Below are 21,207 nucleotides of genomic sequence, written 5' to 3'. Positions count from 1 at the left end.
GGTGCTGTTGTGAGATCTCGTCGCGATTGCGTGCGGGACAACGGGATGCCTCGGCCCGCAGCATCCGGAATCCTCGCCGCTCAGCGGTTCTGTGCGACGCCGTCCCGGCCCCGGCCCCCGGCAACGAGACCGCGCGATAGCACCGCAGACCTGGGGACGACGGTGCTGTTGCGCGGTCTCGCGTCGGGGTTGTGGACAATCTCCGCCTCCGTCGACGCAGGCGCGGCAGGATCGACGGATGCCGCGCCGACAACTCCCTGATGAGCTCAAAGGGTTCGCGTTCACGACCGCAGAGGCACGTGAGCGTGGCGTCGATCGGGGGAGGTTGCGGGGGAACGATGTCGTGAATCCTCATCACGGGATCCACATCGCGGCGGAGTGCGCGGTCGACGACGACATCATGGCGCGTTGCGAACGACTCATCCCGGCATTGGGGCCGGGGCATTGGTTCAGCCATCGGACGGCGGCGCGCATCTGGGGGATTCCGCTCCAGCCGGCGTACTCGGCGACCGAAGGGCTGCACGTCCTGTCGGTGGGAACACGCGTGGCGCTGCGCCACGCCGGCGTGATCGGTTGGGTGACGTCTGCTGATCCGGTGCAGCGGGAGATGTTCGGCCTGCTCCCGGTGGTCTCGCCTGCCGACGTCTGGTGTCAGCTCGCCCAGCGTGGCGCGGTCGTCGGTGGCGCGCTGATCGCGCACGAGTGGCTCGTCGCGGCCGCGGACTACCTCCTGACCGGTAAGCGGCAACCCGACGGGACGCGTGGCACGCCGCCGTGCACCGTCGACGACCTGGAGGCCGCGATCTTCCGCCGTGGTCGTGGGCGAGGCACCGCGGCGCTCCGCCGGGCCCTCTCCGACGCCCGTTCTCCGGTGGACTCTCCCTACGAGACACGGACGCGGCTCGGCCTGGTCGCACACGGGCTGCCCGAACCGCAGGTGCAGGTGCCGGTCGAGACCACCGAAGGGCGGCGGCACGCGGACCTGGGGTATCCGAGCCGGAAGCTGCTCATCGAGTATCAGGGGGAGGAGCACCGCAGCTCGCGCAAGAGGTGGCTCAGCGATCTGACACGCGTGCAGCTGTTCCAGGACGCGGGGTACGAGGTCTTCCTGATCGGCGCCGACGATGTCGACCCGGACTGTTCCGCCCTCGCCGCGCGCGTGAGACGCGCCCTGAGCCGCGAGACCGCACGATAGCACCGGGTCCGGGCGCCTTGTGGTGCTGTTGTGAGGTCTCGTCGCGATAGGCGAGAGGAGTGGATGCTGCTGCCCGCGGCATCCCGCACCGCGGGCGTCTGTTGCGCCAGCGTGTGAGCCGCGAGACCGCACGTTAGCACCGGGTGCGGGCGCCTCACGGTGCTGTTGTGAGGTCTCGTCGCGATGGGCGCGAGAGGGGCGGATGCTGCTGCCCGCAGTATCCCGCACCGCGGGCGTCGGTTGCGCCAGCGGGTGAGCCGCGAGACCGCACGTTAGCACCGGGTCCGGGCGCCTTGTGGTGCTGTCGTGAGGTCTCGTCGCGATGGGCGGGAGATCAGCGGATGCTGCTGCCCGCGGCATCCCGCACCGCGGGCGTCTGTTGCGCCAGCGTGTGAGCCGCGAGACCGCACGTTAGCACCGGGTCCGGGGGCCTTGTGGTGCTGTTGTGAGGTCTCGTCGCGATGGGCGGGGAGGAGACCACCTCTGCGCCGACCGCGCCCCGAGGGGCGCCGGGAATAGGTCAGAGGGCGGCGGCGATGCGCAGCGAGATGACGGTGCCTTTGGGCTCCATGTCGCCGGCGTCCGGCTTCTGCGACTCGACCTGGGTGAACGGGTCGGGGAAGGCGTCCCAGCGGTCGTCGTAGTCGATCGTGAATCCGGCGTTCGAGGCGGCCTGGCGGGCCTCGGCCAGCGTCATGCCCTCGAAGTCGGGGACCTCGAACAGCGCGGGACCGGTCGACACGACGAGGGTCACGGTGTCGCCGGGGGCGAGCGGGCTGCCGTCCTCCTTGCCGAGGACTCGGATCACGCGCTCGGCCTTGACCGAATCGCTGGACTCGGTCTGGCTGGGGTCGGCGACGACGAGCCCGAGGCCCTCGAGCGTGCTGCGCGCCTTGCCCTCGCTCTCGCCCGCGACGTTCGGGAGCGGTCCGAGCGACACCTGAAGACGCGCGGTGTCGCCCTGGTGGACGGTGCAGCCGTCCATGCACGCGACGTCCTGCGATCCGTCCTCGGGCGCGCCTGCGGGGCGGATGGTCACGCCGATCACGACGTCGGGGGCGGCGTCGGTGAAGAACTTGGCGCTCTCGTCGGGCACAGACACGGACTGGGCCTGGAGCGCTGCGCGCGCGTCGGCATCGGGCATTCCCGCGAACGACGGGAAAGTCGCCTCCTGCGGGCCGAGCGAGACGTAGACGTCGACCTCGGCGCCCTTGTCGACGCGGGTGCCGCCGCCGGGGTCGCTGCGGATGACCTGGCCCGGCGCGACCTCGAGGCTGTACTCGCCCTGCTGCACGGCGACGAGGGAGTCCTCTTGAAGGCGGGCGGATGCCTCGTCGAAGCTCATGCCCGTGACATCGGCGACGGCGACCATCGACCCGGGTCCGGAACCGAACCACCACCCGAGCCCGCCCGCGAGCGCGGCGAGCACGAGCACGAGCGCGATGAGCCAGGCGCCCCGGGACCGGCGGCGCTGCGTGGCGCGGCGAAGCCGGCCGGCGTTGTCGACCTCCGCCATCGTCGCGACGGGGCCGGTGGCCGTGCTGGGCAGCACCGCGGTGAGCTCGCCGGTGGCGGCGATGTCGTCGCGGACGATGCCGATCGGGCCGGTGCGGGCGACGACGGGGGAGATGCCCAGCTCGCGCTCGATGTCGTGCAGACGCTGCAGCATCTCGCGCGCATCGATGGGCCGCTCGTCGGGCGACTTCTCGGTCGCCCACAGGACGAGCTCGTCGAGCGGCTCGGGAACGCCCGGATTCTTCACGCTCGGGCGCGGCACCGAGTCGGTGGCGTGCTGGAAGGCGATCTGCATGGGCTGCTCGCCCTTGTAGGGCTGCTCGCCGGTGAGCATCTCGTACAGCATGATGCCGATGGCGTAGATGTCGCTTCGGGCGTCGGCCGTGCCGCGTGTGACGAGCTCGGGGGCGAGGTACGCGATCGTGCCGAGCAGCTGGGCGCCCGACGCGGTGTTCGCGGTCGTGGCCCGGGCGAGGCCGAAGTCGCCGATCTTGATGCGGCCGTCCTCGGCGAGGAGCACGTTCTCGGGCTTGACGTCGCGGTGCACGATACCGGCCTTGTGCGCGGCGGCGAGGCCCGACAGCACGGCGTCGAGGATGGAGACCGCCTGCGGGATGGTCAGCCGGCGCTGCTCGCGCAGGAGCTCGCGCAGTGTGATGCCGGGCAGGTACTCCATGACGAGGTACGCCATGTCGCCGTCCTGGCCCTGATCGAACACGTTGACGACGTGCGGATCGGCGAGACGGGCGGCCGCGCGGGCCTCCTGGATGAACCGGCTCTGGAAGACCGTGTCATCGCTCAGATGCGAGTGCATGACCTTGAGCGCGACCCGCCGCTCGAGACGCAGATCGGTCGCCACGTACACCGTGGCCATGCCGCCGCGGGCGATGCGAGCACGCACCCGGTACCGGCCGTCGACGAGACGGCCGATCAGCGGGTCCGTCTGCTGACTCGTGCTCACCCTGAGAGTCTACGGATCCGTGCCTGCGAGCCGGGGGAGCGGCTCACCCGGCGAGACCGCATTGTGACGGATGCCTCGGCTCAGCCGAGCGCCGCGAGCCAGGAGTGGGCCGAAGCCTCCCACCTCGCATACGCGTCGGGGTACGCCGAGATCTGCACGGCCTGAGCGGCCTGCGCGAAGGTCAGGCTCTCCCAGCCGGGGATGTCGAGCAGTCCGCGCGTGCGGGATCCGTTGGGGTCGCCGGCTCCGCCGAAGAAGACGCGCGTCGCGCGCGCGGCATCCTGCACCTCCGCGGCGGTGCCCCAGCCGTAACTGGGACGCTGCTGGAACAGGCCGAGCGAATCGCGGTCGCCGAACGTCACATTGCGCAGCGACGACTCCTGCATCGCGGTGCCGAGTGCGATGGCGATGCCGCGGTCCGAGACGCCGAGTTCACGGCCGATGCGGACGATCAGCTGCGCGTTGGCGACCTGCTCGGCGGTGAGTCCGGGCACCGACGGTGCCGAACCCGGGATCTTGATTGTTTGCCCGGGGTAGATGATCGACGACCAGCCGAGCCCGTTGGCCGAGAGCACGGCGTTCGTCGTCACGCCGTACCGCTTCGCGATCGAGCTGATCGTCTCGCCGGCTGCGATGGTGTGCGAGCCGCCCGCCGACGTGTTCGGTGCGGGAGCGGGCGCAGGGGCAGGTGCCGGAGCGGGAACGGATGCTGCGGGCGCGGCCGCGCCGGGGATCCTGATGGTCTGCCCGGGGTAGATGATCGACGACCAGCCGAGCCCGTTGGCCGAGAGCACAGCGTTCGTCGTGATGCCGTGCCGCTTGGCGATCGCGCTGACCGTGTCGCCGCGCTGCACGGTGTACGTGCCTGTCGACGGGGTCGGTGCGGGAGCAGCCGGCGCCGGTGCGGCGGCGGCCGCGCTGAGCTTGAGCACCTGGCCCGGGTAGATGGTCGACGACCACCCGAGCCCGTTGAGGGCGAGCACGTCGTTGGTGCGGAGCCCGAAGCGCGCCGCGATGCGGCCCACGGTGTCGCCGCGCTGCACGGTGTACGTCGCAGGTGCTGTCTCGGTGGTCACGCGGACGGCGGGCAGTGCGGCGACGCGGGGGACACTCGCGGCCGTCGCAGCGAACGCGCGCGGCACGCTCAGGGGCGCAGCATCCGTCGTCGCCGCGTGAGCGGGCACCGCCGACAGTGTCAGTGCGATCGACCCGGCGACGGCCACCGGCACGCCGGTGAGGAGCGCGCGCGACGGGATGCCTGCCTGCTGGACACGATTCCTGGTACTGCGGACCTGTCGCACGAGTTTCCCCCCTCAGTCGACTCCGAGAACCGTGTCACGGATGTTTATTGGTGTCAACAGGTGTTATTTGGAGGGGTTTCTGTTACTGATGTGGCCAGAGTGTGGTGGACGAGTGCCCGATCCGATCTGAGATAGTTGCTTTCGTGACCTCTGACGCCGCTCCGCGCTTCGAGACCGATTGGCTCACCCTGCCCGACCTCGTGGAGGTGCTCGGCGAACCGCTCGGCCGCGTGCGCCGGCTGCTCGACGACTACTACCTGGTCGGGTCCAAGCGCGACGGCGTCTTCAAGGTGCCGTCCGTCTTCGTGGTCGACGGGCACCCCCTGTCGTCGCTGCGGGGCACCGTGTTCGTGCTGCACGACGCCGGCTTCTCGGACGACGAGGCGATCGACTGGCTGCTGTCTCCGGAGGAGTCCCTCGGCCATGCCCCGATCGAGTCGCTCCTGGCCGGGCGCAAGAGCGAGGTCCGCCGGATCGCCCGCACCCTCGCCTGATTCAGGTCGTGCGGACGGTCGCGGCGCGCGCGAGGTCGCGCAGCTCCCCGACGGCCGCGTTGCCCAGCCGCGCCCCCGAGAGGGCGCGATCGGCCTCGCGGGCATAATCGGCGATGAGCCGCTCGACGCGGTCGAGCGCGCCGGTGTCGACGATCGTCCGCTGAAGCGACGCCACCTGGTCGGCGTCGAGACCGGGGTCGCCGACGAGCTCGTCGACGATGCGGCGCGCGGTCGGCGCGAGCGCCTCCCGCGCGTAGGCGATGAGCACGGTGCGCTTGCCCTCGCGCAGGTCGTCGCCGGACGGCTTGCCGGTCGCGGCCTCGTCGCCGAACACGCCGAGCACGTCGTCGCGCAGCTGGAACGCCATGCCGAGCGGATGCCCGAACGCGGCCAGCGCGGCCGCTTGCGCAGCATCCGCCCCCGCGAGAGCCGCGCCGATCGCGAGCGGCTGCTGCACGCTGTAACGCGCGGACTTGAAGGATGCCACCCGCAGCGCCCGTTCGGCATGCCGGTCGTCGGGCTCGCTCGCGAATGCGGACTCCTCGGCGACGTCGAGGAACTGCCCGAGGGTGACCTCGCGGCGCATCAGCGCGTACTGGCTCCGCGCGGCCGCGGCCCGTTCGGCGGAGGTCTCGGCGAGCCCCTCCTCGATGAGGTCGTCGCTCCAGGCGACGAGCAGATCGCCGAGCAGGATCGCGCCCGAGCGGCCGAAGGCGTCGGCGTCGCCGAGCCAGCCGGCGTCTCGGTGCCCGGCCTCGAGCGCGCGGTGCGCCGACGGGCGGCCGCGGCGCGTGTCGGAGTTGTCGATGAGGTCGTCGTGCACGAGGGCTGCCGCGTGGAACACCTCGAGGGCGGCGGCCGCGGCGATGACCGGGGCGGGCGGTGCGCCGGCGGGGCCTGTGGCTTCCTCCACTGCCCTCCACCCGGAGAGGCAGAAACGTCCGCGAAGGCGCTTTCCGCCGGTGACGGCAGCCGCCCCCGCGGCGACGAATCGCGCCGCTTCGGGGCCGGCATCGGCCACACCCCGGCGTTGAGCCGAGATGAACATGTCCACTCGCTGGGAAATGGCTTCGATCGGCTCAACAGGGGCGGACACGGGCCTAGCCTAGTGAGGAACGGCACGCGTACAATCGAGCCACCGAAGTACAGAGGGGGAAGCATGCCACTCTCCGAACAGGAGCAGCGCCTGCTGGACGAGATGGAACGCCATCTCATGCGCAACGACGCGGATGTCGTCAGCGCGCCCCGCGACGGACGCACTCTGAGCTATCGCAACATCGTCTACGGCACGATCCTCGTGCTGCTCGGACTCGGCGGTCTCATCGTCGGGGTGTCGCAGCAGTTGATCGTCGTCGGGGTCATCGGATTCGTCGTGATGCTGGGTGGGGTGCTCCTCGCCGTCACACCGGGCCGCGGTCCCGGCAAGATGCGCGTCGAGCCCGAGCGACCGGCCAAACCCCAGAACAACTCTTCGTTCATGGATCGCATGAACGACCGCTGGGACAAGCGGCAGGAGGAGCGCTGAGCGTCCCCGCCGCCTGAATCGGCACGAGAAGCACCGACCTTCGGGTCGGTGCTTTTTTGTTGCCCGCGCGCCGCCCGTAGATCCCGCCGCAAGGGGCGTGGGGGAGCGCCGGATAACAAATCGGTAGCGAAGTGGAGGAGAGTGGAGTAAAGTGGCGCACAACCCGGGGGGCCGGACGAAGGGGGTGTGATGTACCGATGCTTTTGGGCACGCACACACCCAAGCTCGATGACAAAGGGCGCGTCATCCTCCCGGCGAAGTTCCGCGACGACCTTGGTGGGGGTGTCGTCGTGACGCGCGGACAGGATCGCTGCCTGTACGTGTTCAGCGAGAAGGAGTTCGAACGGGTGCACGACCGCATCCGCGAGGCGCCTCTTGCGAACAAGCAGGCGCGCGACTTCCTGCGCATGTTCCTCTCCGGCGCGAGCGCCGAGAAGCCCGACAGCCAGAACCGCATCACCATCCCCCCTCCGCTGCGCGCATACGCCGGCCTGGAGCGCGACCTCGTCGTCACCGGCGTAGGCGCCCATGCCGAGATCTGGGACGCCACGGCGTGGAACACCTACGCCGAGGCCAACGAAGAGAGCTACGCCGAGCTGGAGCAGGAGGTGATTCCGGGCCTGTTCTGAGCCCTCGGCCGTGACTCCCAGCTGCTCGTGCCCTGTCGCCACTTCCCCGGTGCCAGGTCGGAGCGGGTGGGGATCAGGGCCTGGGGACCAGGACTGCCAGGTGATGATGAACCTGCGCGACATCCACACCCCGGTCATGCTGGAGCGCTGCATCGAGCTGCTGGCTCCCGCCCTCGAGCGCGACGGCGCCGTCTTCGTCGATGCCACGCTCGGCATGGGCGGGCACTCCGAGGCGTTCCTGCAGCGCTTCCCGAAGCTCCAGCTCGTCGGCCTCGACCGTGACACCGACGCGCTCCGCATCGCGGGGGAGCGCCTCGCGCCCTTCGGCGACCGCGTGCACCTCGTGCACACCGTCTACGACGGGATCGCAGATGCGGTGACAGCCAGCGGGTTCGCGGCGGCTGACGGCATCCTGTTCGATCTGGGCGTCTCGTCGCTGCAGCTCGACGTCGCCGACCGCGGGTTCGCCTACGCCCAGGACGCACCGCTCGACATGCGCATGGACCAGTCGGCCGGCACGACCGCGGCAGACATCCTCGCTACCTACGGCGAGGGCGATCTGCGGCGCATCTTCGAGCGCTACGGCGAGGAGAAGCTCGCGGGCCGCTACGCCCGCGCGATCATCGCCGCACGTGCCGAAGCGCCGATCGATCGGTCCGGCCGGCTGGTCGAGATCCTGCAGGCGGCGACTCCCGCCGCCGTGCAGCGCACGGGGCACCCCGCGAAGCGCGTGTTCCAGGCGCTGCGCATCGAGGTCAACCGCGAGTTGTCGGTGCTCGAGCGCGCGGTGCCGTCCGCCCTCGGCATCGTGCCGGTCGGCGGCCGCATCGTCGTGCTGTCGTACCAGTCCCTCGAGGATCGCCTCATCAAGCGTGCGTTCGCCGAGGCTTCGGCGTCGACCGCGCCCCAGGGCCTGCCGGTCGAGCTGCCCGAGCACGCGCCCAAGTTCCGACTGCTCGTCAAAGGTGCCGAGCTCGCCACCGACGAGGAGCGCGCGGTCAATCCGCGCGCGACGCCGGTGCGCCTCCGAGCCGCTGAGCGCGTGAGGCCCGAGCACGCGGAGGGTGCCTCATGAGCACGATCGCGAATGCCACGACCAGCGCCCGCCTCGGCCGGGCTGCCGCTCCGGAGAGGACGGATGACCCGCGCCGCCGTCTGCGGGTGCTCGACGCGCCGGCCCGCCGGCGTCGCCCGAAGCTCTTCTACGGCATCGTCGCGGTGCTGGGGGCGTTCCTCATCGGGGCCGCCCAGATGTCGCTGTCGATCATGACGACGCAGGGGACGTACGAGATCGCCGCCCTGACGAAGGAACAGCGCGACCTCACGTACGAGAAGCAGATCCTCTATGACGACGTCGCGGGGCTCAGCTCGCCGCAGTACCTGGCGGCGAACGCGGCGGCCCTGGGCATGGTGATCAACGAGGCGCCCAGCTATCTGCGGCTGAGCGACGGAGCGATCCTCGGTCCGTCCGAGGTCGCGATGGGCACCTCGTCGGTCGACGCGATCGGCCGCGGATCCGTACCCAACGCGCTCATCACGAACACGCCCCTGGTGACCGTGCCCGACGCCACGATCGACGGGCTGCCGGTCGAGGTCGCCGAGACGCCCGACGGCGGAGTCGGCAACACTCCGCCCCCGCTGACGGACGGATTGCCCACCCCGAGCACACACTGAAGCGACGACGCCGAGCCGAGAACCGATCGAGACGCCCCGCTGCGCGGGGCGCAGAGCACGAGACGCAGAGCACGAGACGCAGATGACGACACGAAGCACGAGAAGCCCCCGCCGCCGCACCGTCGTGGCCCTCGCCGTTGTCCTGGCCGTGCTCGCCGGATTCATCGTCCGCCTCGTCGACATCCAGGTCGTGAACGCCGACGACCACATCAAGGACTCGCTCGACGTCGCGTTCGCGGGCGAGCAGACGCTCTACGGCACGCGCGGCTCGATCGTCGACACGAACGGGCAGACCCTGGCGGGCAGCATCCTCCGCTACGACTGCCAGCTCTCACCGCTGCTCATCACCCAGATCGACGAGCAGGTGCTCGCGGGCGACTCCGACGCCCGGCTGTGGGCGGACGTGTCGAACGACGTGGCCGAGATCACGGGCCAGACGCCCGAAGAGGTCCGTGCGATCGTCGGCACCGCTCTCGCGGAGGACCCCAACTCGCAGTACGCGGTGCTCAAGAAGGGCGTCTCGACCGAGCAGTTCCGCGCCCTGGCCGACCTCAAGACGCCCTACATCGCGTGCGTCTCGCACCCCGCGCGCACGTACCCCGACGGTGCGGTCGCCGGCAACCTGATCGGGTTCGTCGGCTCTGACGGGACTCCTCTCGAGAGCCTCGAGCGGTCGCAGAACGCCTGCCTCGCTGCGACCGACGGCACGCGCACGTACGAGAAGGGGAAGGACGGCGTCGTCATCCCGGGCACCGAGCAGGAGACGCCCGCGACGGACGGCGGCACGCTGCAGCTGACCATCGACCGCGATCTGCAGTGGTACATGCAGCAGCTGATCGCCGAGCAGACCCAGACGATGGCCGCGCAGCGCGGCGCGATCCTCGTCTACGAGGTGAAGACGGGCAAGGTCCGTGCGGCCGCCGAGTATCCCACCGTCGACCCCAACGACTTCGAAGCCGCGGAGGTGAAGGACCGCACGAGCAGCATCTTCCTCGGCACATTCGAGCCGGGGTCCACGTTCAAGGGCCTGACGGCGGCGACGGTCATCGACGCCGGGGGGCAGACCCCGAACTCCACCGTCGTGGCCTCGAGCCTCGAGAACTTCGACGGGGGCGCGCGCGTGCGCGACTCGTTCCAGCACCCGGCCAACACCTATACCCTCACCGGCGTGCTCATCGACTCGTCGAACGCGGGCATCTCGAAGTTCAGCCAGAAGGTCGACAAGCAGATGCGCTACGACTACTTCAAGCGGTTCGGCATCGGCGACAGCACGGCCTCCGGGTACCCCGGCGAGGGCCAGGGTCTCCTCTACCCCGCGGACCAGTGGGGCGCGCAGACCACTCTCAACACCTCGTTCGGCCAGGGCGTCACGACGACCATGCCCGAGCTCGCCCGGGCGTACGGCGCGATCGTGAACGGCGGCGTCAAGATGCCGCTGCAGATCATCGAGTCGTGCACGAAGGCCGACGGCACCGTCGTCGAGCCTGAGGTGGCGGAGCCGGAACGGGTCATCAGCGAGGGCACCTCCGCCGAGATGCGCGAGATGCTCGAGAACGTGTTCCTGCAGGCGCCCTACGCCAAGACGGTCGCGATCCCGGGCTACCGCCTCGGCGGCAAGACGGGCACCGGTGAGAAGAGCGACGGCCAGGGCAACTACAAGGCCGGCGTGTACTACACGACGATGGTCGGATTCGCCCCCGCCGACGACCCCGAGTACGTGGTCGTCGTCACCCTCGACGAGCCGACGAAGGTAACATCGTCTGCGGCCAACGCGACCGCGTTCCAGAAGGCCATGACCCAGGTTCTCAAGACCTACCGCGTCATGCCCTCGACGACGTCGCCGGAGCTGCTGCCCAAGTTCGGGTAGTGTCCCGAGCTTCCGGAGTTCCCCACATGATCGCGCTCAACATCGCCCAGATCGCCCACGCCGTTTCGGGCGAAGTGCACCTCGAGAACGGCGACACCCTCGACACCGTCGTGTCGGGGGCGGTCGACACCGATTCCCGCCTCATCGAGCCCGGCGGCGTCTTCGTCGCCAAGCCGGGCGAAGAGACCGACGGGCACCTGTTCGTCGACGCAGCCGTCGAGAAGGGCGCCGCCCTGGCCCTCGTCGAGCGGCGGGTCGAGGCATCCGTGTCCCAGATCGTCGTGGCCGATGTCGTCGCGGCAATCGCCGCCCTGGCTCGCGAGGTCGTGAGGACGGTTCGGGATGCTGCCGACCTGCGCGTCGTCGGCATCACCGGGTCGAACGGCAAGACGACGACCAAGAACCTGCTCGCCCGCATCCTCGAGGGGGAGGGCGAGACCGTCTCTCCGAAGGCGTCGTTCAACAACGAGGTCGGCGCACCGCTCACGATGCTGCGCGTCACCGGCACCACGAAGTACCTCGTCAGCGAATTCGGCGCGAGCGCGCCGGGGGAGATCGCCCGCCTCGCCGGACTCGTCGACCCCGATGTCGGCGTCGTGCTGATGGTCGGCATGGCGCACGCCGGCGGCTTCGGCGGGATCGAGGCGACCTTCCACGCGAAGTCGGAGCTCGTGCGCGCGCTGAGCGCCGGGGGAGTGGCGGTGCTCAACGCCGACGACGCCCGCGTCGCCGCCATGGCGCCCATCGCCGCCGAGCAGGGCGCGAGCGTGCGCTGGTTCGGCCGGGGGCCCGCCGCCACCGATGTGCGCGCCGACGACGTCGTGGTCACGGCATCCGGAACCTCGTTCACGGTGACCGCCGACGGCGTCTCGCTGCCCCTGCGCCTGCGGGTGCTGGGCGAGCACCACGTCATGAACGCCCTGGCGGCGATCGCCGCCGCGACGACCTTCGGGGTCTCGCTCGCCGACGCCGTCGCGCGCCTGGAGACCGTCGAGATCGCCGAGCGGTGGCGCATGCAGCCCCTCGGGTCGGAGCGCGTGCGCATCATCAACGACGCCTACAACGCCAGCCCCGACTCGATGTCCGCGGCCCTGCGCACCCTCGCGCAGATCACCGGGCCCGGTGAGCGCACCGTCGCCGTGCTCGGCGCGATGAGCGAGCTCGGCGAGTACGCCGAGGAGGAGCACGACCGGGTCGGGCTGCTGGCCGTGAGGCTCGGCATCCAGCGCATCGTCGTCGTGGGCGACGCTGCGCGCCGCATGTACCTCGAGGCCGTGGCGCAGGGCTCGTGGGACAACGAGGCCGTCTTCTTCTCGACCGCCGACGAGGCGTTCGAGTACCTGCAGGGTGAGCTGCGCGACGGCGACCGTGTGCTGGTGAAGTCGTCGAACTCCGCCGGGCTCCGGTTCCTCGGCGATCGTCTGGGAGAATCGTTCTCGTGAGATCACTCCTAACTGCGGCGGCGATCTCGCTGGCATTCACGCTCTTCCTCACCCCCGTGTTCCTGCGGCTGTTCCGCAAATGGGGATGGGGCCAGGTGATCCGGACGCCGGAAGACATCCGCAACCCCAACCACCAGACCAAGCGCGGCACGCCCACCATGGGCGGCACGATCTTCATCGTCGGCACGATCGTCGGCTACCTGGTCGGGTGCTACGTCGGCAACAACCCGCCGACCGTCTCAGGCCTGCTCGTGATCTGGATGATGGTCGGTCTCGGCGCGGTCGGCTTCATCGACGACTACATGAAGGTGCGCCAGCAGAAGTTCATGGGCCTGAGCGGCTGGCGCAAGGTCGCCGGTCAGGTCGCCGTCACGGTGCCGTTCGGCATCGTCGCGCTGAACTTCCCCAACCAGTTCGACCAGACGCCGGCGTCGCCGTTCATCTCGGTGTTCCGAGACGTGCCGGCCCTGGGCTTCATGACCCTCGGGCTCATCGTCGGCTGGATCCTCTACCTCGCGTGGATCACGTTCATCGGCGTCGCCTTCTCCAACAGCACGAATGTGACCGACGGCCTCGACGGCATGGCCGCGGGCGCGGCGATCTTCGTCGTCGGCGCGTACAGCCTCATCGCGTTCTGGCAGTTCAATCAGGCGTGCTGGGGCGGCGACGCCCTCTCGGCCGCGGCGAAGGCCGCGTGCTACCCGACGCGCGATCCGTTCGACCTCGCGATCATCTCGGCGTCCTTCGTCGGCGCGCTCGTCGGGTTCCTCTGGTGGAACGCCCCCAAGGCCAAGGTCTTCATGGGCGACGTGGGATCGATGGCGATCGGCGGCGTCATCGCCGCGATGGCGATCCTCACCCGCACCGAGCTGCTCGCCGTGCTCGTCGCCGGCGTCTTCATCATCGGCCCGGGATCGGTGATCCTGCAGCGCCTCTACTTCAAGATCACGCGCGGCAAGCGCCTCTTCCTCATGAGCCCGTTCCACCACCACCTCGAGCTGCGGGGCTGGTCGGAGGTCACCATCGTCGTGCGCATGTGGATCATCGCCGGCCTCCTGGCGGTGTCGGGCGTCGGATTCTTCTACGTCGAATGGCTCTCTCGCACATGACCTCGGAACGCCTGCGCACCCTCACCAGCTGGAACGCCGACTGGAAGGGCCTGCGGGTCGCCGTGCTCGGCCTGTCGGTCACCGGCTTCTCCGTCGCCGACACCCTCGCCGAGCTCGGCGCGGACGTGCTCGTCGTCACCGAGAAGGCCGACGACGAGTACGCGCGCCTCCTGCCCGTCATCGGCGCGCGCCTCTGGACCGGCTCCCTGGAGTCGGTTCCCGCCGAGCTCGTCGAGTTCGCGCCCGAGGTCGTCGTGGCGTCGCCGGGGTTCGCGCCGAGGCATCCGCTCATCTCGTGGGCGCGGGAGAGCGACATCGCGCTGTGGGGCGACGTCGAGCTCGCGTGGCGCGTGCGCGACAAGGTGATCAGGGCCGACGGCACGCCCGCCGACTGGATCCTCATCACCGGCACCAACGGCAAGACCACGACCACGCGGCTCACGGCCACGATGCTCGTCGCCGGGGGCCTGCGCGCCGCGCCGGTCGGCAACATCGGCACGCCCGTGCTCGACGCGGTGCGCGACCCCGAAGGGTTCGACGCGCTCGTGGTCGAGCTGTCGAGCCATCAGCTCTGGTACCTCGCGCTGCAGGACTCGCCCGACCCGCTGTCACCGCACGCGGCCGTGTGCCTCAACCTCGCCGACGACCACCTCGAGTGGCACGGCTCGTTCGACGAGTATCGCGCCGCCAAGGCGCACGTGTACGACAACACCCGCGTCGCCTGCGTCTACAACAAGGCGGATGCCGCCACCCAGGCGATGGTCGAGGACGCCGAGGTCGTCGAGGGCGCACGCGCCATCGGCTTCGACCTGGGTGTTCCGGGGCCAAGCGACCTCGGCGTCGTCGAGGGGATCGTCGTCGACCGCGCGTTCCTCGAAGACCGGCACAAGAGCGCCCTGGAGCTCACGACGGTCGAGGAGCTCGCCTCCCTCGGGCTCGCCGCGCCGCACATCGTCGCGAACATCCTCGCCGCGGCAGCGCTCGCACGGTCGCTGGATGTCGCACCCACGGCGATCCGCGACGCGTTGCGGGGCTTCCGCCTGGACCCGCACCGCATCGAGGTCGTCGCACGCCACGCGGGCGTCACGTGGGTCGACGACTCGAAGGCCACCAACCCCCACGCCGCGGCGTCGTCGCTCGCGGCCTACCCCGGCGCCGTGTGGGTCGTCGGGGGACTGCTCAAGGGCGTCGACATCTCGGAGCTCGTCGCCGGACGCGGAGCGACCGCGAAGGCCGCGATCGTGATCGGCCTCGACCGCGCCGCCGTGGTCGCCGCGTTCGAGCGACACGCGCCGACGGTGCCCGTGTTCGAGGTGGACGCCGATGAGACTGAAGTTGTCATGGCGCAGGTCGTCGAACTGGCGGCAGGGGTGGCGCGTGACGGGGACGTTGTTCTTCTCGCTCCCGCTGCCGCATCCTTCGACCAGTTCGCGTCGTACGCGGACCGCGGCCGCAGATTCGCTGCGGCGGTGAGGGATCGGATCGGAACGGAGGACCCGGGTGACCACGACGCAGCCGCCGCGGCCCCGGACGACGCACCCCGCTCCACCGGCGACGAAGACCGAGGCTGACCCGCCCGCGCGACGCGGCCTCGCCGCTCGCGTGTCGCTCGGCCGGGTGTTCGCCCCGGTGCCGAGCGAGTTCCTGCTCATCGCCTCCACGACGCTGCTCCTGACGGTCTTCGGGCTCGTCATGGTGCTCTCGGCGACCTCCGCGACGGCGACTGCCGCCGGAGAGGCGCCGTGGGAGATGGTGCTCAAGCAGGTCGTGTTCGCGGTGATCGGCATCCCGTTGATGTTCATCGCGAGCCGCCTGCCGGTGACGTTCTGGAAGAAGATCGCGTGGCCTGCGCTGATCTTCGGCGTCGCCTTCCAGCTCCTGGTCTTCACGCCGCTCGGCCACGGGGCCGACGGAAACCGCAACTGGATCATCATCGGAGGCTTCCAGGCGCAGCCCTCGGAGTTCCTGAAGCTCGGCCTCGCGCTCTGGGTGGCCTTCGTGCTGTTCCGCAAGCGCACGCTGCTCACGAAGTGGCAGCACGTGTTCATCCCGCTCGTGCCTGTCGCCGGCCTCGCGATCGCGACGGTGCTCGCCGGCGACGACCTCGGCACGGCCATGATCCTCGTGCTCATCGTGCTGGGCGCGCTGTTCTTCTCGGGCGTGAAGCTCCGCATCTTCGTCCTGCCCGCGATCGCCGCAGCCGGCGCGGTGGCGTTCCTCGCCGTGACGAGCCCCGACCGCATGCGCCGGTTCATGAGCTTCCTGAATCCGAACTGCCTCGACGACTACTTCAACGACTGCTACCAGCCGCTGCACGGGATCTGGGGCCTCGCCAGCGGCGGGGTCTTCGGCCTGGGCCTCGGCAACTCCCGTGAGAAGTACGACTGGCTGCCCGCCGCCGCGAACGACTACATCTTCGCGATCGTCGGCGAGGAGCTCGGCCTCATCGGGTGCGCGGTCGTGCTGGCGCTCTTCGCCCTGTTCGCGGTGGGCGCGTTCCACGTCATCCGCAAGACCGACGACCCGTTCGTGCGCATCGCCGCCGGCGGCATCACCGTGTGGATCGTCGGGCAGGCGCTCATCAACATCGGCGTCGTGCTGCGCGTCTTCCCGGTGCTCGGCGTGCCGCTGCCGTTCATGTCTCAGGGCGGCACCTCGCTGCTCTCGGTGCTGCTGGCCTGCGGCGTGCTGCTCGCGTTCGCGCGATCACTGCCGGCCTCCGTCGCGCGACGTGAGGCCGCCATCGCCTCGGCGCGCGCGGCGCGCGAGCGCGCGAAGCTCCACGCCGTCCGCTGACGTCGGGGTCGTCGCGTTCCGGTTCGAGGCCGTTCGGGGCATGATCTCTCCGTCGGGGCGGAGGTTCTGCGCCCCGACGGAGTGAATGCGCCCCGAACCGGCAGGGACCGAGCCGGGTAGGCTCGGGGAGTGACGACGTACCTCCTTGCCGGCGGCGGCACCGCCGGACACGTCAACCCGCTCCTGGCTGTCGCCGACGCGCTGCGCGCCCGCGACCCCGAGGCCGAGGTGCTCGTGCTCGGCACCCGTGAGGGGCTCGAAGCGCGGCTGGTGCCTGAGCGCGGCTACGAGCTGCTGTTCGTCGACAAGGTGCCGTTCCCTCGGCGCCCGAACAAGGCGGCCGCCGCGTTCCCGGCGCGCTTCCCCCGCGCGATCTCACAGGTGCGGGCGCACATCGCGCAGCGCGGCGTCGACGTCCTCGTCGGCTTCGGCGGCTATGCGTCCGCCCCGGCGTACGTCGCGGCGCGGCGCGAGAACGTGCCGTTCGTCGTGCACGAGGCCAACGCCCGCCCGGGACTCGCGAACGTGCTCGGCGCCCGCCGGGCGGCCGGCGTCGGCGTGGCGTTCGAGGGGACGCCGCTCAAGCGCTCGAAGGTCGTGGGAATGCCGCTGCGTCGCGAGATCGTGTCGCTGGATCGCGCCGCCCTCCGCGACGAGGCCGCCGCGTACTTCGGACTCGATCCGGCGAAGCCGGTGCTCCTGGTCTTCGGCGGCTCGCTCGGCGCGCAGCGCCTGAACGCCGCCTTCGGCGAAGGTCACGACGAGGGCTGGCGCGCGGTCGTCGGCGCCGGGTGGCAGCTGCTCCACGTCACCGGCGAGCGCTCCGAGCTCGTCGATCCTGACTCGCCCGGGTACGTCGTCCGCCGCTACGTCGACCGCATGGACCTCGCCTTCGCCCTCGCCGACTTCATCGTGTCGCGCGCCGGCTCGGCCACGGTCAGCGAGATCAGCGCTCTGGGCATCCCGACCGCCTACGTGCCGTACGCCGTGGGCAACGGCGAGCAGGCGCTGAACGCCTCGTCGGCGGTGCGCGCCGGCGCGGCGATCCTGATTCCGGATGCCGAGTTCACCGGCGACCGCGTGGGGTCGGAGGTCGTGCCGCTCCTGACCGACGAGACCCGCCGCGCGGCGATGGCGGCGGCCGCGGCATCCGTCGGCACCCGCACCGGAACCGAGAACGTCGTCGCGATGATCGACGACGCGCTGCGCGCGTGAGATGCGCGTCCTCGCCGCTCTGCTGACCGCACTGTGCGTGCTCGCGCTGAGCGGATGCGTGACCGGGCCGGGTGCGCCGAAAGGCGGCCCGACGCCGCAGGCCTTCCTCGATCGCGAGGAGCTGCCCTCGTGCGGCACCGTCGTGCTCGAACAGGGCGAAGAGGTTCCGACCGGCGACATCGCGTGCCTCGAGGAGGCGTCCGTCGCCGGCGCGGAGCTGGCCGTGACACGACCGAGCACCGAGGGCGACCCCATCACGCAGTACTACCGCGTGCTCCCCGGCGGTGGGTGGCAGATCTACACCGACATGACGAGGGATCGCTACGGCGAGGGCTGGTGGCTCGACGAATGCCCTGACGCGCTGTCGATGTCCCAGCTGGGGGAGTGTACGAACACCCGGCTGTGATCGGGTTCAGGCCGTGGTGGCGCCCGGAGAGCGGAGCGCTGCGGTGACGACGGCGAGGGCCTCCTCGGCGTCGAGATGCAGGTCGCGCACCTGCGCGGCGAACGCCGCGGCGGCGCGCTGCAGCTGCTGACGGGCGGGGTCGGCGTCGAAGGCGACGAACGTGCCGTTGCGACCCCGCGTCTCGATGATTCCGGATGCCTCGAGCTCGCGGTACGCGCGGGCGACCGTGCCGGGCGCGACACCCAGGTCCTCGGCGAGGCGGCGCACCGTGGGCAGTCGCGCGCCCGCGGCGAGCTCGCCGGACGCGACCGCGTCGACGAGCCCCGTGCGCAGCTGCTCGAACGGCGGGACGGCGGAGGATGGGTCGATGACGAACGACATCTCGGACTGTTCGGGCATGATTCCGATTGTGTCGCGGTCTGTATCAATGTGTCAACACAAAGTCGACTCCGGCGCAGAGCCGCCCCAGCGCGCCGGGGCCGCGGCATCCGCCCGCCAACTTAGACTTGACCGGTCATGATCAGACCCGATCTCACTCTTCCCATTCCCGCCGACATCACCGCCGCCCACTTCATCGGAATCGGCGGATCCGGCATGTCGGGGCTCGCCCGCATGTATCTGGAGCGCGGGATCCGCGTCTCGGGATCCGACCGCGCCGACAGCAAGGCGCTGCGCGAGCTCGCCGAGCTCGGCGCGACCGTGTACGTCGGGCACGACGCGTCGAACCTCGCCGACGACGTCGACACCGTCGTGCACACGGGCGCGATCTGGCCCGAGAACCCCGAGTTCGTGCTCGCCAAGGAGCGCGGGCTCCACGTCATCCACCGGTCGCAGGCGCTGTACTGGCTGATCGGCGGCCGCCGGCTCGTCTCGGTCGCCGGCGCGCACGGCAAGACCACGTCGACCGGCATGATCGTCACCGCCCTCCGCGACCTGGGCGTTCAGCCGACCTTCGTGAACGGCGGCGTCATCGCGCAGCTCGGCGTCTCGAGCGGCAGCGGCTCGGACGACCTCTACGTCATCGAGGCGGACGAGTCGGACGGAACGTTCCTGCTGTACGACACGTCGATCGCGCTCATCACGAACGTCGACCCCGACCACCTCGACCACTGGGGCACGCGCGACGCGTTCTACGCCGCGTTCGCCCGGTTCGCGAACGAGGCGCGCGAGGCGGTCGTCATCTCGTCCGACGACGCGGGTGCGCAGCTCGTCGCCGCACAGCTCACCCACCCGCACGTCGTCACCTTCGGCGAGGCCGCAGACGCGACGGTGCGCGTGAGCGACATCGTCACCGACGGCCCCGTCTCGTTCCGCATCACGCACGACGGGGTCACCGTCGACGCGCAGCTGCCGGTTCCCGGCGCCCACAACGCGATCAACGCCGCCGGCGCCGTCGCCGTGCTCCTCACTCTCGGCCACGACCTCGAGCCCGCGGTCCGCGCGGTCGAGGGCTTCGCCGGCACCGTCCGTCGCTTCGAGCTGCACGGCGTCGAGCGCGGCGTCAGCGTCTTCGACGACTACGCGCACCACCCGACCGAGGTCGCCGCCGCCCTCGCCGCCGCACGCTCGGTCGTCGGCGACGGACGCCTCATCGCGATCCAGCAGCCGCACACCTACTCGCGCACGCAGGAGATGTACCGCGAGTTCGCCGAGGTGCTGGAGACGTACGCCGACCACACGGTCATGCTCGACGTCTACGGCGCCCGGGAGGACCCGGTGCCCGGAGTCACCGGCGAGCTCGTGAGCGGCGCCTTCGCCGACCCGTCGCACGTGCATTACGTTCCCGACTGGCAGGAGGCCGCCGACTACACGGCCTCGGTCGCGCGCGACGGCGACTACGTCATCACGCTCGGCTGCGGCAACGTGCACCTCATCATCCCGCAGGTCCTCGAGGCACTCGCCCACGAGGACCCCGCCCGTCAGACGAGCACGGCGGAGTAGCAGCCGCATGCGTCGCCCGTCGCCGTTGCCGCAGTCGCCGGTCGCCTCGCGCGGCACGGCGGAGAAGGCCGCGTCGGCGCGCACGCAGCGCCCCGCCCGCGACCAGGCGCCGGCGCCGGAGCGCGAGCCCGTCGAGCCGACCCTCGACGCGAACCCCACGGCTCCCGTCATCCCGCTGGCGTCGCCGACGCCGCTGCCCGACGCGAAGCCCGACCTCGACCCGACGACGGACGAGGGAGTGGTCCCCGCGGCCCCTCCACACGACGCGGGCGCATCGCGCGGAGCCTCCGGCCACGTGGGCCCGGCTGCGGAGGTGGGCTTCCGCGAGGTGTGGCGGGCCGCCCATGCCCGGCGCAAGGCGCTGCGCGCCGAGATCCGCCGCTTCACCGTGCGCCAGCGACGCCGGCGCGCGGTGTGGTTCGGTGCGGCAGCATCCGTCCTCCTCCTGGCCCTCGGCACGCTCGGCGCCGCGTACAGTCCCCTGTTCGGGGTGGAGAAGATCACCGTGGTCGGGGCGCAGCAGCTCGCCGCGGGCGATGTCGCCGCCGCCCTGTCGGGTCAGCTCGGCAAGCCGCTGCCACTGGTCGACGAGAGCGCCGTCAAGGCCGAGCTCGTCGCGTTCCCGCTCATCGAGACGTACGCCCTCGAGGCGCGCCCGCCGCACGAGCTCGTGGTGCGAATCGTCGAGCGCACGCCGATCGGCCTCATCGAGACGCGTGCCGGGTACACCCTCGTCGACGCGGCCGGCGTCGCGCTGTCGACGACCGCCACCCCGAGTGCCGGCACCCCCGTGCTCACGATCACGGGCGGCGTGGACTCCGACGCGTTCGCCGCGGCCGGTCAGGTGATGCGGTCGCTGCCGGACGAGATCCGCGCGCAGGTGACGGGGGTCGCGGCCTCCACCCCCGACGACGTGACGCTCGAACTCGGCGGCACCAACACGCAGGTCGTGTGGGGGAGCGCGGAGGATTCGGCGGAGAAGGCTCTCAACCTCGCCAAGACGATGGCCGCCCGGCCCCCGGCCGACGTGTACACGTACGACGTCTCCTCGCCTGACGTCGTCGTCGTCCGCTGACCCGAGACGCCCTCCGACGCGACTTCGAGTACCAGATGGCGCGACACGCCGACTCGGTCCGC

At 70.8% G+C, this 21,207-nt stretch carries 19 protein-coding genes; 15 read left to right on the top strand and 4 right to left on the bottom strand.

The genetic code is table 11. The annotated features are described in order from the left end of the window. Positions 1–343 precede the first annotated feature (343 nt). Positions 344–1,195 carry a hypothetical protein gene (locus Q9R33_RS15300; protein ID WP_311294284.1) on the top strand — a complete coding sequence of 284 codons (852 nt, stop codon included), beginning with the start codon at positions 344–346 and terminating at the stop codon, positions 1,193–1,195. A gap of 520 nt (positions 1,196–1,715) precedes the next feature. Here Q9R33_RS15300 and pknB read toward each other — a convergent pair. Continuing rightward, positions 1,716–3,671, bottom strand: a complete 1,956-nt coding sequence (gene pknB / locus Q9R33_RS15295) for a Stk1 family PASTA domain-containing Ser/Thr kinase (protein ID WP_311294283.1) — start codon at positions 3,669–3,671, stop codon at positions 1,716–1,718. Between the two features lie 80 nt (positions 3,672–3,751). Then, complete coding sequence (locus Q9R33_RS15290) at positions 3,752–4,972, bottom strand: LysM peptidoglycan-binding domain-containing protein (protein WP_311294282.1); 1,221 nt, start codon at positions 4,970–4,972, stop codon at positions 3,752–3,754. Between the two features lie 143 nt (positions 4,973–5,115). Between Q9R33_RS15290 and Q9R33_RS15285 the strand changes: the two genes are divergently transcribed. Beyond that, positions 5,116–5,466, top strand: a complete 351-nt coding sequence (locus Q9R33_RS15285) for an Rv2175c family DNA-binding protein (RefSeq protein ID WP_056367090.1) — start codon at positions 5,116–5,118, stop codon at positions 5,464–5,466. Between the two features lies 1 nt (position 5,467). On the opposite strand, the gene Q9R33_RS15280 is transcribed toward Q9R33_RS15285, so the two are convergent. Next, on the bottom strand, positions 5,468–6,514 hold the full coding sequence (locus tag Q9R33_RS15280) for a polyprenyl synthetase family protein (protein ID WP_311294375.1): 1,047 nt from the start codon (positions 6,512–6,514) through the stop codon (positions 5,468–5,470). Between the two features lie 111 nt (positions 6,515–6,625). Between Q9R33_RS15280 and Q9R33_RS15275 the strand changes: the two genes are divergently transcribed. The 11 genes from Q9R33_RS15275 to Q9R33_RS15225 all read left to right on the top strand — a co-directional run bounded on the left by Q9R33_RS15275 (position 6,626) and on the right by Q9R33_RS15225 (position 18,129). After that, positions 6,626–6,991: a DUF3040 domain-containing protein gene (locus tag Q9R33_RS15275; RefSeq protein ID WP_056367091.1), complete on the top strand. Its 366-nt coding sequence runs from the start codon at positions 6,626–6,628 to the stop codon at positions 6,989–6,991. Positions 6,992–7,188: 197 nt separating this feature from the next. Further along, a complete protein-coding gene (gene mraZ / locus Q9R33_RS15270; protein ID WP_056367092.1) occupies positions 7,189–7,620 on the top strand; it encodes a division/cell wall cluster transcriptional repressor MraZ in 432 nt (143 codons plus the stop codon). A gap of 106 nt (positions 7,621–7,726) precedes the next feature. Continuing rightward, positions 7,727–8,695: a 16S rRNA (cytosine(1402)-N(4))-methyltransferase RsmH gene (rsmH, locus tag Q9R33_RS15265; RefSeq protein ID WP_056368202.1), complete on the top strand. Its 969-nt coding sequence runs from the start codon at positions 7,727–7,729 to the stop codon at positions 8,693–8,695. Next, on the top strand, positions 8,692–9,294 hold the full coding sequence (locus Q9R33_RS15260) for a hypothetical protein (protein WP_056367093.1): 603 nt from the start codon (positions 8,692–8,694) through the stop codon (positions 9,292–9,294). Before rsmH ends, Q9R33_RS15260 begins: the two co-directional genes overlap by 4 nt. An 82-nt stretch (positions 9,295–9,376) precedes the next feature. After that, positions 9,377–11,161 (top strand): penicillin-binding protein 2, encoded by a 1,785-nt coding sequence (locus Q9R33_RS15255; protein WP_311294281.1) that lies wholly within the window; start codon positions 9,377–9,379, stop codon positions 11,159–11,161. A gap of 26 nt (positions 11,162–11,187) precedes the next feature. Beyond that, a complete protein-coding gene (murF, locus tag Q9R33_RS15250) occupies positions 11,188–12,603 on the top strand; it encodes a UDP-N-acetylmuramoyl-tripeptide--D-alanyl-D-alanine ligase (RefSeq protein ID WP_311294280.1) in 1,416 nt (471 codons plus the stop codon). After that, on the top strand, positions 12,600–13,712 hold the full coding sequence (gene mraY, locus Q9R33_RS15245; RefSeq protein ID WP_056367096.1) for a phospho-N-acetylmuramoyl-pentapeptide-transferase: 1,113 nt from the start codon (positions 12,600–12,602) through the stop codon (positions 13,710–13,712). The genes murF and mraY overlap by 4 nt, the downstream gene beginning before the upstream one ends. Continuing rightward, entirely contained in the window at positions 13,709–15,283 is a 1,575-nt protein-coding gene (gene murD, locus Q9R33_RS15240) for a UDP-N-acetylmuramoyl-L-alanine--D-glutamate ligase (RefSeq protein ID WP_311294279.1), read from the top strand. Before mraY ends, murD begins: the two co-directional genes overlap by 4 nt. Further along, a complete protein-coding gene (gene ftsW / locus Q9R33_RS15235; RefSeq protein ID WP_311294278.1) occupies positions 15,213–16,508 on the top strand; it encodes a putative lipid II flippase FtsW in 1,296 nt (431 codons plus the stop codon). Before murD ends, ftsW begins: the two co-directional genes overlap by 71 nt. Before the next feature lie 129 nt (positions 16,509–16,637). Next, the gene (locus Q9R33_RS15230; RefSeq protein ID WP_311294277.1) at positions 16,638–17,723 is read left to right on the top strand and encodes a UDP-N-acetylglucosamine--N-acetylmuramyl-(pentapeptide) pyrophosphoryl-undecaprenol N-acetylglucosamine transferase; all 1,086 of its coding nucleotides are present in this window, start codon (positions 16,638–16,640) and stop codon (positions 17,721–17,723) included. 1 nt (position 17,724) lies between these two features. After that, complete coding sequence (locus Q9R33_RS15225) at positions 17,725–18,129, top strand: hypothetical protein (protein WP_310249601.1); 405 nt, start codon at positions 17,725–17,727, stop codon at positions 18,127–18,129. Positions 18,130–18,135: 6 nt separating this feature from the next. Here Q9R33_RS15225 and Q9R33_RS15220 read toward each other — a convergent pair whose 3' ends face one another. Continuing rightward, a complete protein-coding gene (locus Q9R33_RS15220; protein ID WP_311294276.1) occupies positions 18,136–18,528 on the bottom strand; it encodes a GntR family transcriptional regulator in 393 nt (130 codons plus the stop codon). Positions 18,529–18,645: 117 nt separating this feature from the next. Here Q9R33_RS15220 and murC point away from each other — a divergent pair, with 117 nt between their 5' ends. Together murC and Q9R33_RS15210 are read left to right on the top strand one after the other, a co-directional pair. Beyond that, the gene (gene murC / locus Q9R33_RS15215; RefSeq protein ID WP_311294275.1) at positions 18,646–20,070 is read left to right on the top strand and encodes a UDP-N-acetylmuramate--L-alanine ligase; all 1,425 of its coding nucleotides are present in this window, start codon (positions 18,646–18,648) and stop codon (positions 20,068–20,070) included. A 7-nt stretch (positions 20,071–20,077) separates the two neighbouring features. Next, the gene (locus tag Q9R33_RS15210) at positions 20,078–21,145 is read left to right on the top strand and encodes an FtsQ-type POTRA domain-containing protein (RefSeq protein WP_311294274.1); all 1,068 of its coding nucleotides are present in this window, start codon (positions 20,078–20,080) and stop codon (positions 21,143–21,145) included. Positions 21,146–21,207: the final 62 nt, after the last annotated feature.

The sequence above is a fragment of the Microbacterium sp. PRC9 genome, assembly GCF_031844125.1.
Lineage (GTDB): Bacteria > Actinomycetota > Actinomycetes > Actinomycetales > Microbacteriaceae > Microbacterium.
Note: the sequence above shows the minus strand (reverse complement) of the source record. Positions and strands in the feature narration are given on the sequence as shown.